This window comes from Sporosarcina aquimarina, assembly GCF_019748715.1.
Classification (GTDB): domain Bacteria; phylum Bacillota; class Bacilli; order Bacillales_A; family Planococcaceae; genus Sporosarcina; species Sporosarcina newyorkensis.
On record NZ_JACLBZ010000042.1, the window covers coordinates 22,415 to 34,477 of the forward strand.

Below are 12,063 nucleotides of genomic sequence, written 5' to 3' on the forward strand. Positions count from 1 at the left end.
TTTATTCTATCTGAAAATTATATATCTTTCAACTAATTACTATTCAAATTAATACTGTCGTAGTGAATTTATCAATTTCATAGGTTGGTAAGGATTCATTAATAATTTGTTCATAACTTGGCTGTATGATGAAAGAAATACAAATGACAGGGGTTGTCAATATGGAAGGTAAAGCAGCAAAAAAGTTACTCTCTATTGTCGGTTCAGGTGTTGTAGGCTCTATGCTGACGCTTGGCGTTGTTGCCAACACCGATTGGTTAGGGTCTCCGAAGGAAGTAGAATCAGCAAATATAGATACTCCTACATATGAGGTCGAGAAGGTGTCCACTGCACCAACAGATTCATTGGCCGATATGGTAGAACAGTCTTCAAAAGCTATTGTTGGCGTAGTTAATTATCAAACGGCAGGCAATCGTTTTGCTGAGGCTGCGACAGAGCAAATGGCGGGCACTGGTTCCGGTGTCATCTACAAAATTGACGATAAATATGCGTATATCGTAACGAATAATCATGTCATTGAGGGTGCACAAAAGATTGAAGTCACATTAGATAAAGGCGTAAAAGCATCGGCAAAACTTTTAGGCACAGATGCACTGACGGATATCGCGGTCTTACAAATCGATAAAAAGTTCGCAACTACTGCAGTGACGTTCGGAGATTCAAGTTTATTGAGAGCGGGAGACTCCGTAATCGCGATCGGTAATCCACTTGGTCTTGATTTTTCCGGCACCGTAACAAAAGGAATCGTTAGTTCAGTGTCTCGTACATTGGACGTCAATACATCAGCAGGAACCTGGCAGACAGAAGTTATTCAGACAGACGCAGCAATCAATAGCGGAAACAGCGGCGGTGCTTTGTTCAATACGGCAGGTGAAGTCATCGGTATCAACAGTCTAAAAGTAGCGCAAAGTGGTGTGGAAGGAATAGGATTTGCTATTCCAAGTAATGAAGTGAAAACATTGGTCGAACAACTTACAGAAAAAGGACAAATCGAACGGCCCTATCTCGGAGTAAGTTTAGCGGACTTAGCGGAAATTCCCTATATGTATGTCAAGGATTTACCCGAAGCTGTCAAAGGCGGCGTGATGGTAACAGGAATAGAACCCAATTCTGCAGCAGATCAAGCCGGCTTGAAAGAACAGGATGTCATCACCGAGATAAATGGTGAATCAATTGACAATTCTATGGAACTGCGTAAATATCTATACTCCAAACTACAAATCGGCAGCAAGGCAAACATCACTATATACCGTAATGGTGAAAAACAGCAAGTGAGTGTCAAATTTAGTGGTGGACAAATGAAATAATCGACGCAAGAGGCAGCTTTTACGCTGTCTCTTATTTGTTTATAGCACTACAGACAAACACGCGGCCAAAATACTCTTCATTGCATTTTCCACGTTTTCGTACTATTTTTAGATACAAAGATGCAAGGAGGTCGTACAATGAAGATTCTGGTGATTGAGGACAATGACAGTGTCTCTTCCATGATTAGATTATTCTTTGAAAAGGAAGGCATCGAAGGGGCGTTTGAAGCAAACGGGTTGGACGGTTATGAACGGGCGATCTCTTCTGCATGGGACTGCCTCATCATTGATTGGATGCTGCCGGATCTTGATGGTTTAACGATTTGCCACAAACTGAGGGAGCGCGGAATTGAAGTGCCAATCATTATGCTGACTGCAAAAGATGGAGAAGCGGATCAAGTGCTCGGCTTTGAGATGGGGGTTGATGATTATGTCACGAAACCGTTCAGCCCTCTCGCCTTGATGGCACGAATTAAAGCAGTGACACGCCGATATACACCAAAGGTACAGGATGATGCGGTTCCAATCCATACCTCCTATTTCCGACTGAACCCCAATACACGCGAAGTATGGGTACAAGACAGCTTGGTCACCAATTTGACGCCCAAGGAATTTGATTTACTTTATTTTTTCATTCGACATCCTAAACAGGTCTTCACACGTGACCAACTGCTCGATCAGGTGTGGGGATATGACTTCTATGGTGATGATCGTACGGTAGATGTTCATATTAAACGACTCCGTTCGAAGCTGTCGCTGCCTGAACACCCATTTTTCCATACTGTCTGGGGAGTAGGCTATCGATTCGACGAAAGTGTTGTGACGAACCAGTGAAGATCAAAACCTTTTATCAACAATTGCTCAGCCACTTCAGTGTTATCCTCATCACTGTACTCGTGCTCAGCTTATCGCTGACACATTACTTGGAGACAGTCGTCTACGAGCAGAAAACAGATGAACTTAAGACGTACGGTCAAGCGATCCTAACTGACCTTAGACAAAGCACTCGCGGATCGAATGGAATTTTGAAGACCTACGGCCATGTCTTGGACACCCGTGCCATTCAATATAGTTTATTTGACGAACACTCTTCTATCGTTTATTCCACTGGACTGAAATCACCTTTAATTGAACTCAATCAAGAGGAATGGCATGCTTTGCAAAATGGTCAAACGGTAACTGTCAAACAAGAATTCAAACGATTTGATGAAGCAGTCACCTTTGTCCTGTTGCCGTATTTTGAAAGACAGCAGTTTGGCGGCGGTGTATTACTGACCTCCCCTATTACAGGGTCACGCGCCATTATTTCTCAAATGAATCACTACGTCCTCTATGCGACAGGCGCAGCTGTACTTCTAGCCCTATTGCTGAGTGGCTTGTTGTCGATGATTCATGTGCGGCGGATCCAAAGGTTGCGCCGAGCCGCAGCCGCTGTGGCAGGCGGTGATTATACCGTTCGTGTCCCGTCATCAGAATTTGATGAGATTGGCGAATTATCTAGGGATTTCAATGAAATGACCGACAAACTTGAGACTTCAATGAAGGAAATCGACACACTTGAAAAACGCAGACGGCAGTTCATGGCGGATGTCTCCCATGAACTGCGAACACCTCTTACCACGATTCGCGGAGTGATCGAAGGGTTGCGTGAGCGAATGATTTCTGAAGATGAACAAGATAAAGCACTGCAGTTGGCACAGAATGAATCGAAACGACTGATTCGACTCGTCAACGAAAACTTGGATTACGAAAAGATCCGTGCCAATCAAATTCAATTGAATAAGCAGAGACTTCCTCTGAAAGAACTCCTTGAAATGACTGCCGACCAACTTGAACATGCAGCAGCTGAACGTGGAAATACCATTATAGTCAATGCATCCGATCAGCTGTCTGTCTTTGCAGATTACGACCGGCTCATGCAAATTTTCATCAATATCACCAAAAACAGTATCCAATTTTGTGAAAACGGGACGATTACTCTAATTGCCAAGGAAAACGAGAAAGAAACGATTATCGAAATCGCAGATACGGGAATCGGCATGAACCCCGCTGAAATCGAACAAATTTGGGATCGTTTTTATAAAGCTATCATTTCAAGAACTTCCACGCCGTACGGTGAATTTGGGCTTGGTCTTTCAATCGTCAAACAGCTTGTCCTACTACACGAGGGCGTGATCGATGTACAGAGTGAAAAAGGCAAAGGTGCTCTCTTTACGATTAGATTGCCAAAATAAAAAAAGCCGCTCACATAGCGGCTTTTCGTGATTAATTACACGTCATATAACGCCAATAATCATCACCTAAGACACCTGATAAGTATGCCAGCCCTTCGCTTTCCGACTGACGTATAGTCCACCAATCACCGTCACCAAGCGATAGATAGATCTCATGATGAGGAGCGTCGTTATGATAACCAACCAAATCGATATTTCCTCCACAATCCAGATGACCCTTCACTTCATAATGGATGGGTGGAGAAACTGTCAGTGGATTCCCGACATCATGCACTATCTCAAAATTGATTTCTGACGGCTTCCCTTCCAAACGTTTGATTTCAATATCTTCTAACGATGCATGACCATGACGCTTATAGCGTTTCAAATAATTCATGCCAATAGATGGACCGACAGCCTTCGTAAATTGAAGCGAGCTTTCTTCAATATTGAATTCACCTCGCATATCCACTCGCGTCCGATAACTTTTCCCTTCTGGGTCGAAATCCCGGTCATCACCAGCGAAGTATGGCAACGGAGACAAGAGATTAGGATTTTTCAGGATATCTTCTTTTAAAAATGTAGTATAGCGAAACTTCCACCGATCTATTTCTAGCACCTTTTTACGCTTTGCCACCGGTTGCAATAAGTGATCCCGACAATTCACTCGTATTGAAAACGTATAGCTTTCCTCCGTCGGCTTGTTCTCTGAACTAGGCGGCATCACTACTTCAAATGCTTTCGATACGATCGACTTACTGACATTCATTTGCTGATTGCTGTCAATTAGTGGACGAGTACCCAAAACACTATATGTAACCGCCTCGGACATGCTTGATTCTCGATCGATGAAGCGGTTATTCTCTACGGTATCGAGATATATTCCATTACGGTAAATATCGTATTTTTCTACGCCTTTAATTCGCTCCCAAGACAAAGCAATTTGTGACGAAGCCGCAATTGTTGTGATGACCAAACGTTGTAGAGGATGTTCGTCTTCCACCCTGCTCGTTAAAGCAGATGTTTGAATCACTATGACGTCTTCTACTTTTTCGTCTTTTACACGTTCAATCGTATATTGAAATGGGTGTCTTGAATCGAGTTCTCCGTCAGTAAATTCAGCAACAGTCCCTTCATACAACTGCCGTTCATTTTTATAGACCCTATAGTACCCTCCTGTATCACTCCAAACAAACGATAGCTCCCCCAATGAATGCTTCATACTTTGAACTTCGAATAATGGCTCCATTTTTCATCTGCTCCTTTTTATTCATTTCATATCAATCGACTGTTTCATTTCAGACACTTATGCAACATTGGGCATATGTGTTTACCTACTTCTTCTATGTGTTATCTATCATTTTTATACAATTCATTCTGCTCATCCCAGTATCGTTTTATCCTTCTGTAAATATATGCTACAATCAATATGTCTGATTCATATTCACCACTAGGGGAGCCCGGTTTAATGGGCTGAGATGCATTTACCGCAAACCCTTGGAACCTGATCTAGTCATACTAGCGAAGGGAAGTGGGTAGTTATCGTACCCAACAGCCCATTTCGAATGGGCTTTTTGTATATATACCTTTATAGAGAGGAAGAGAAACATGCCGCTTATTCACCAACTTCGCAAGGAACAACCACTGGTTCATTGCATTACGAATATCGTAGTAGCGAATTTTCAAGCGAATGGTCTATTAGCTATCGGAGCCTCTCCTGTAATGGCTGATGCAATAGAAGAAGCAAAGGATATCGCAAAAGTTGCCGATTGTAGCATTCTGAATATCGGGACGTTGAAGCAACAAACAGTAGATGCAATGATTTTGTCAGGCAACAGTGCCCGCGCAGCGGGAAAACCTGTTGTGCTGGACCCGGTCGGTGCAGGCGCGACTCCCTTCCGAAAAGCTTGTGTACTGCAAATCTTAGATGAAGTGGATGTTACTATGCTTCGATGTAATGTCGGAGAATTGGCTGCTATCGCAGACATCCCCTGGAATGCAAAAGGCGTAGATGCAGGAGAAGGACAAGCCGACGTAGAGGGAATCGCAAAAATCGTTGCCTTGAAATATGCATGCTTAGTGGCTGTATCTGGAGAAATTGATATCGTTACTGACGGCCATTCCACGTTATCCATTACTGGGGGACACCCTATGATGACGAATATTACGGGTACAGGTTGTTTACTCAGTTCCGTAGTAGGAGCATTCTTATCAATCGGGAGCGAACGTCCTTTAGAAGCAGCAGCGGCGGCACTCGCATTTTATAAACGTGCAGGCGAAGAAGCGGCCAAAGTTTCTCATGGGCCAGGTGATTTTGCTATGAACTTTTTGAATGCATTATATACATTGGATCGCAAAACCAAAACGTACTTAGTATAACTACGAGTAAGGGGGTTTTTTCATTGACAGTAAAAGTAGCATTGACTATTGCCGGTTCAGACAGCGGTGGCGGTGCTGGAATCCAAGCCGATCTAAAAACGTTTCAAGAGCTCGGTGTATTTGGCACATCCGCACTTACTGCCATTACCGCCCAAAACACACAAGGCGTTCATGGTGTTTATCCAGTACCAGTAGAAGGCGTAGTAGCTCAAGTACGCGCTGTACTGGATGATTTTGAAGTGAAAGCCTGTAAAACAGGTATGCTATTTTCTACAGAAATTATAATGGCTATTGCTTCTTTATTGGAAGAATACCCGCCGATTCCTCTCGTGATTGATCCTGTCATGATTGCCAAAGGTGGTCAATCATTATTACTGCAAGAAGCGGTCCAAGCGATGAAGGAAAATTTAATCCCAATTGCCACTATTATTACGCCCAACATTCCGGAAGCCGAAGTACTAACAGGCATGAAGATTGTAACGGATGAGGATATTCAAGAAGCGGCGCAAATCATCATCGAGCTAGGTGCAAGAGCCGTCATTATGAAGGGCGGCCACCGCAACGATGTGCTCGAAGCAAAAGATTATTACGCTGATTGTGAAGGTCAATCTTTCACCATGACAACGCCTTGGGTACAAACAAAAGATACCCATGGTACAGGCTGTACGTTTGCAGCTGCTTTAACCGGTTTTATCGCAAAAGGCTATTCCTTGTCAGATGCCGTTGCAGAAGCAAAACAATTTATCCAAGCTGCGATCGAAGACAGTCTACGCATTGGTTCTGGGCATGGACCGACGAACCACTGGGCATATAATCGTTTAAAGAAGGAGATGCACTAATGCGGAATGCAGAAGTGAGAAAAGCTTTGAGTCTTTATTTTGTGATGGGTACCCCAAATACTGCAACGAATGGGGAGCAAGAAACGCTGGACATCTTAGAGGCAGCTCTTCGTGGGGGTATTACTTGCTTCCAGTTGCGCGAAAAAGGCGAGAATGCTTTGAAAGGAGAGGCATTGGTCGGTTTCGCGAAAAAATGTCAGGTATTATGTCGTCAGTACCATATTCCTTTTATCATTAATGATGATGTGGATCTTGCCTTGGCCATTAATGCAGACGGCGTCCACGTTGGCCAAGACGACGAGCAAGCTGGCATTGTCCGAACGCGAATCGGTCCAAGTAAATGGCTAGGTGTCTCTACCCATAACGCAGAAGAAGTACAGCTTGCTCAAGCAATCGGTGCTGACTATGTAGGCATTGGTCCGATCTATCCGACAGCGACCAAACTAGATGCCTCTGCTGTCGTTGGCCCTGCGCTTATTAAGGAAATCCATACAGCTTTTCCTGATATGCCGATTGTAGGGATCGGGGGTATTTCTTTGGCGAACTTCGGTCCCGCTTTGCATGCAGGCGCGGATGGCATCGCAGTGATTTCTTCTATCGCATCTGCTGAAAACCCTTCAGCAGCAACGCAAACCTTTTCTGAATCAATACGAGCCATTAAAAATTAAATTTTATATATCTTTTGCACCCAAAAGAGCTATGGAGAATTTTTCTCCATAGCTCTTTTATCGACATACCGAGAAACATTTGTCGATTTCCCGGGAAATTAAACGAATAATTACTTCTTCGCTTGCTCGTAGTAGCTCTTCATTTCCTCTTCCGGTACCATGTTTCCACCCGTAGACCATACAAGGTGTGTAGCTTTCGGAGAATTTGCTGAAGAGATATCCGACTGTATAGTTTGTATAGGACCTGTCATCCCTGCGAGTGCAGATGGTTCTAGCCAAATATCTTCACTGTCTGCTAACTCTTTTAATAATTTGAACAAAGTACGATCTTCTACTGTATAGCAGCCTGCTAAGAAAGGTTCCACTGTTTTTCCGACAAAAGCTGAGGCTGTTCCAACTGCTAATCCATCAGCCGCTGTTTTATTATCCAAGCCAAAATCAGCAACTGAAATTTGATCGTGTAATCCTGTCATCATGCCAATCATCATACACGGAGAATGGGTTGGCTCTGCAAACAGGCAATGTACATGATCTCCAAATACAAGTTTCAATCCGAATGCGACACCGCCAGGTCCACCGCCTACTCCACAAGGTAAGTAAACAAAAAGAGGATGCTCCCCGTCGACCCTAATATTTTGTTCTTTCAGCTGGACGGCTACACGCTCACCTGCAACCGCGTATCCCATGAAAAGATCCGTTGAGTTTTCATCATCTACAAAGTGACATGTTGGATCTGCTTCCGCTTGGCGTCGGCCTTCTTCCACAGCTTTGCTGTAATCATCTTCATATTCTACGACATGGACACCTTTAGAACGCAATAAATCTTTTTTCCACGGCTTTGCGTCTGCTGACATATGCACCGTGACGTCAAAACCGAGTTTCGCACTCATGATGCCAATACTGAGTCCCAAATTCCCTGTCGATCCAACAGCGATTTTATGGTTTGCAAACAACTGACGAAATGCCGGTTCATCGAATTGACTATAGTCTTCTTCAGCATTTAGCAATTGATGTTCAATTGCTAATGTTTCTGCATGCTTCAGGACTTCATAAATACCGCCTCTAGCCTTTATAGAACCCGAAATAGGTAAGGCGTTATCTTGTTTTAATAATAGCTGACCCGGAATGTCGATTGCATAAGATTGTTCAAGTACGTGCTTCATATTAGGAATAGGAGTTAATGGCGATTCAATAATGCCCTGATTTGCAGCGGTATCTGGAAACACCCTTTCCAAGTAAGGAGCGAATCTTGCCAACCTTAGACGTGCATCTTCCACATCTTCTTTTGAAAGCTTTGTATGATTAAGAGCTGTCTTAATAGGTTCTACTAATGGGTTGCGCCATAAGATTTCCTTCTTCTCCATTACTTGTTCCAATAAAGGCTGCTTAGCCAGCCATTCACTTTGTGCAAGATTCTTCATTCCATCATTCGCTCCTTTTAGTAATTATTTGAACCAACCCTTTTCTTGAAACATCGAGATGGCTTCAATACGATTTCGCACGCCTAATTTATCCAATATAGTCGATATATAATTGCGAACAGTGCCAGGGGACAAAAACAATTCTCCTGCTATCTGTTTCGTTGTTTTTCCTTCGGATACCAGTTTCAACACTTGACATTCACGTTCTGTCAATGGATTTTTTTCATCATCTTTCATGTCAAAAGCCAGATCGATTAATTCGGGAGCATAAATTCTACGCCCTTTGATGATAGAATGAATCGACTTCACAAGCTCTTCAATGGGATTATCCTTCAGCAAATACCCTCTGACACCCGCATTTCGTGCCCGCTCAAAATATCCCGTTCTTGCAAACGTCGTCAATATGATGATCTGACACTCTTCATCTTGCAGCTCTTCTGCAGCGTCTAAGCCTGTCTTGATCGGCATTTCAATATCCATGATGCAAATATCAGGTTGTAGCTCTTTAACCAAGTCCACTGCTTCTTGACCATTTTTGGCCATTCCGACTACATCCATATCTTCTTCTAAATTGAGTAACGACCCTAATGCACCGAGCATCATCCCTTGATCTTCTGCTATTACAATGCGGATCATAATCTATCACCCTTCCTTTATTTGTTTTAAGACAGCTGGAACAGTGATCATAACCTGTGTCCCTTCCCGACTAGTTATAGACAAACTGCCATTTACAAATTCCAGACGTTCTTCCATACCATCGAGACCGTTCCCCGGAAGATTTACGCCATTTTGTGCTATCCCAATTCCATTATCCTTTACACTAATCGTAAACTCTTTTTCCGTTCGCTCAAAAACGATGCAACAATATTTCGCATAGCTATGTTTGACGACATTATTAATCGCTTCTTTTAAGCACATAACCAATACATTTTCCACAATGGGCGACATGTCTGGAAAGTTCGGATCTCCTTCCAGTTCGAGTTCGATTTCTGCCGCTTTCAATAATTGCCTGACACGGACTAGCTCATCTTTCAACTTTACACGGCGCATACCGCTAACTAGTACACGGACTTCTTTTAAAGCAGTGCTGGAGATTTGTCGAATATCGTGAATTTCTGTTGCAGCAGCTTTAGTGTCTCGTTCCATCAAACGTACAGCCAGATCACTTTTCAATCCGATCATGGACAGTTTCTGGCCAAGCGTATCATGAAGATCCCTTGCAATTCGCTCACGTTCTTGGACAATAGTCAACTCTGAAATACGTTGTCTTGCTACTTCGAGCTGATCTTGCAGTCGATCGCGTTTCTGACGATTGTATAAATTAAAAGGCAGTAACACGACACCGATTACTGAGATAATAATAAAATGGATTTGCGGAAGAAATAGATCAATCTCGATGAAAAAACCTGCCACGATTGCACCGATTAAAATGGCAATATGTAGACCGTAAATAATGAAAAACCCAACAGTATTGCGGATATTCCCAATGAAAAATGCAATGAAAATCGATAAATATACATAACCGAACAATAAAGTCATCAGTACCGTAATTACGATTTCAAAGCTTATCCACATATACATGAGACCGCTCTTAGATTTCACGGAAAAATAGTAGGAGAGGAAAAAGAATACTAACAGCGTCACCCCGATCGTTAAATCCACGGGTGAAGCGCTTCTTAAAATATAGAAGAAAGGTAGTATACAAAATACAACCCATGCATAAATGCTGAGCCATGGGCTTTTCGGAAAAATACTATACCAGCTGCGCATAGGGTCTCATCGCCGTCCTTTTCATTTCATTGTAACAAATATTTCTGTTCTTCGCCCATTGCACCTATTTTCTCCAAATCCGTGACATTGGCTGCAGGCTTAGATCAACAGGATGTTGATCATGCAGGCGCTGGCACAGCATGTAGTGGCCTTAGCCTGAGTTCCCCGTTCAGCAAACGTTTGAACACCGGCTGATTAAAGATAAAAAAGGCGGAGAAGGAAATCCTTCTCTCGCCAATTCACTCAAGTCGCGTGCGTTTCGGTTTTAGATCAATCGCTAACTTGTTTTTTGTTATAGATTGTTTTGCTTCTTTAAATGTAATGAATGTTTTATTAGCTGGATCGTACAAACGGTAGCGTAATGACTCCAAGCTAGTTTTCAATGTGATCGTAGTTGCATTATGCAATGGCGGTGTCAATTCATGCGCCATTTCAAGGTTGTAATTTGGTACACGTGGAGCTAAATGATGCACGTGGTGGAAACCAATGTTCCCCGTCGCCCATTGTAGAACACGTGGCAATTGATAATAAGAACTACCTTCTACAGCAGCTTTTACATAGTCCCAGTCAGATTCCTCTTCAAAATAAGAATCTTCGAATGTGTGCTGAATGTAGAACAGCCAAATCCCAAGCATAGCAGCCGTGAACATCATCACTCCTTGAATCAACAGAAATGCCTGCCAGCCAATGAGCCAAATCAATCCGCTGTACACCAACACAAGAATTACATTAATCAGATACGTGTTTATACGCTCTTTCTTACGCGCATCTTTGCGATTAAAACGACCTGCGATCAAAACTAAATACAATGGTCCTAATCCAAACAATACAAGAGGATTACGATAGAAACGATAGCCAAGACGTTCCCATTTAGAAGCTTGTGCATATTCTTCCACTGTCATTACCCAAATATCGCCTACTCCGCGTTTGTCCAAGTTCGAACTAGTCGCGTGGTGGATAGAGTGCTCTCTTTTCCACTTTTCATAAGGAAATAATGTCAGGACGCCAGTGATTGTTCCAACAATATTATTCGCTTTTTTATTGCGGAAGAATGAACCGTGCGTACAGTCATGAAAGATAATAAACGTGCGGACTACGAAGAATGCAGCCACGATTGAGACGGCGATTGCCAAAACAACAGAAACTTTCAAGCTTTGATATGCCAAGAACCATAAAATAAAAACAGGTGGTATCGTGTTCAGCAACTGAATAGTACTTTTCTTCAAGTCAGATTTCGCGAAAGGCGCGACATCTTTATGCAACTGCTTCGTTTTCTCTTTACTCATGTTTTGTTTTCCCTCCTAATGGGATTGCTAGTGACTTAAGAATAACTTTTATCGGCAAGGAGGGGTAGACATATATGTCATGACTTTGAGATGACAAATGTCATATCGAATTTTGATAAAATCCTAAACTAAAAAGCGTACTCCTTTGTGACGTGCACCCCAAAAGTTAGAGTTCAAAAT

At 42.8% G+C, this 12,063-nt stretch carries 11 protein-coding genes and 1 riboswitch; of the genes, 6 read left to right on the top strand and 5 right to left on the bottom strand.

All coding sequences use genetic code 11. The features are described from left to right. Positions 1 to 161: 161 nt before the first annotated feature. From H7J92_RS17325 to H7J92_RS17335, 3 genes are all read left to right on the top strand, one after another. The gene (locus H7J92_RS17325; RefSeq protein WP_143759455.1) at positions 162 to 1,307 is read left to right on the top strand and encodes a S1C family serine protease; all 1,146 of its coding nucleotides are present in this window, start codon (positions 162 to 164) and stop codon (positions 1,305 to 1,307) included. A 138-nt stretch (positions 1,308 to 1,445) separates the two neighbouring features. Then, positions 1,446 to 2,141, top strand: a complete 696-nt coding sequence (locus H7J92_RS17330; RefSeq protein WP_221838255.1) for a response regulator transcription factor — start codon at positions 1,446 to 1,448, stop codon at positions 2,139 to 2,141. Then, positions 2,138 to 3,541, top strand: coding sequence for an ATP-binding protein (locus tag H7J92_RS17335; RefSeq protein WP_221838257.1), 1,404 nt, complete (start codon positions 2,138 to 2,140; stop codon positions 3,539 to 3,541). Before H7J92_RS17330 ends, H7J92_RS17335 begins: the two co-directional genes overlap by 4 nt. 31 nt (positions 3,542 to 3,572) lie before the next feature. On the opposite strand, the gene H7J92_RS17340 is transcribed toward H7J92_RS17335, so the two are convergent. After that, complete coding sequence (locus tag H7J92_RS17340; protein WP_221838259.1) at positions 3,573 to 4,769, bottom strand: DUF3238 domain-containing protein; 1,197 nt, start codon at positions 4,767 to 4,769, stop codon at positions 3,573 to 3,575. Positions 4,770 to 4,962: 193 nt separating this feature from the next. Beyond that, positions 4,963 to 5,067, top strand: a riboswitch (TPP riboswitch). A 61-nt stretch (positions 5,068 to 5,128) separates the two neighbouring features. Between H7J92_RS17340 and thiM the strand changes: the two genes are divergently transcribed. From thiM to thiE, 3 genes are read left to right on the top strand one after another with little or no spacing between them, the layout of a single operon-like run. Next, positions 5,129 to 5,899, top strand: coding sequence for a hydroxyethylthiazole kinase (gene thiM, locus H7J92_RS17345; RefSeq protein ID WP_221838260.1), 771 nt, complete (start codon positions 5,129 to 5,131; stop codon positions 5,897 to 5,899). 23 nt (positions 5,900 to 5,922) lie between these two features. Beyond that, on the top strand, positions 5,923 to 6,738 hold the full coding sequence (gene thiD / locus H7J92_RS17350) for a bifunctional hydroxymethylpyrimidine kinase/phosphomethylpyrimidine kinase (RefSeq protein ID WP_078818645.1): 816 nt from the start codon (positions 5,923 to 5,925) through the stop codon (positions 6,736 to 6,738). Further along, on the top strand, positions 6,738 to 7,406 hold the full coding sequence (thiE, locus tag H7J92_RS17355; protein ID WP_221838262.1) for a thiamine phosphate synthase: 669 nt from the start codon (positions 6,738 to 6,740) through the stop codon (positions 7,404 to 7,406). The genes thiD and thiE overlap by 1 nt, the downstream gene beginning before the upstream one ends. A gap of 110 nt (positions 7,407 to 7,516) precedes the next feature. Here the strand turns inward: thiE and dsdA are convergent, their stop codons facing one another. The 4 genes from dsdA to desA form a co-directional block, all read right to left on the bottom strand. After that, a complete protein-coding gene (gene dsdA / locus H7J92_RS17360) occupies positions 7,517 to 8,827 on the bottom strand; it encodes a D-serine ammonia-lyase (protein ID WP_221838265.1) in 1,311 nt (436 codons plus the stop codon). 24 nt (positions 8,828 to 8,851) lie between these two features. Next, entirely contained in the window at positions 8,852 to 9,463 is a 612-nt protein-coding gene (locus H7J92_RS17365; protein WP_078818648.1) for a response regulator transcription factor, read from the bottom strand. 6 nt (positions 9,464 to 9,469) lie between these two features. After that, on the bottom strand, positions 9,470 to 10,597 hold the full coding sequence (locus H7J92_RS17370) for a sensor histidine kinase (RefSeq protein WP_078818649.1): 1,128 nt from the start codon (positions 10,595 to 10,597) through the stop codon (positions 9,470 to 9,472). 239 nt (positions 10,598 to 10,836) lie between these two features. Continuing rightward, positions 10,837 to 11,883 (bottom strand): Delta(5) desaturase DesA, encoded by a 1,047-nt coding sequence (desA, locus tag H7J92_RS17375; protein WP_078818650.1) that lies wholly within the window; start codon positions 11,881 to 11,883, stop codon positions 10,837 to 10,839. Positions 11,884 to 12,063 lie beyond the last annotated feature (180 nt).

Coding starts and splice junctions, on each gene's coding strand:
- H7J92_RS17370 (WP_078818649.1), bottom strand. CDS start 10,597: ATGCGCAGCTGGTATAGTATTTTTCCGAAAAGCCCATGGCTCAGCATT.
- H7J92_RS17340 (WP_221838259.1), bottom strand. CDS start 4,769: ATGGAGCCATTATTCGAAGTTCAAAGTATGAAGCATTCATTGGGGGAG.
- H7J92_RS17330 (WP_221838255.1), top strand. CDS start 1,446: ATGAAGATTCTGGTGATTGAGGACAATGACAGTGTCTCTTCCATGATT.
- H7J92_RS17365 (WP_078818648.1), bottom strand. CDS start 9,463: ATGATCCGCATTGTAATAGCAGAAGATCAAGGGATGATGCTCGGTGCA.
- thiM (WP_221838260.1), top strand. CDS start 5,129: ATGCCGCTTATTCACCAACTTCGCAAGGAACAACCACTGGTTCATTGC.
- desA (WP_078818650.1), bottom strand. CDS start 11,883: ATGAGTAAAGAGAAAACGAAGCAGTTGCATAAAGATGTCGCGCCTTTC.
- H7J92_RS17325 (WP_143759455.1), top strand. CDS start 162: ATGGAAGGTAAAGCAGCAAAAAAGTTACTCTCTATTGTCGGTTCAGGT.
- thiE (WP_221838262.1), top strand. CDS start 6,738: ATGCGGAATGCAGAAGTGAGAAAAGCTTTGAGTCTTTATTTTGTGATG.
- dsdA (WP_221838265.1), bottom strand. CDS start 8,827: ATGAAGAATCTTGCACAAAGTGAATGGCTGGCTAAGCAGCCTTTATTG.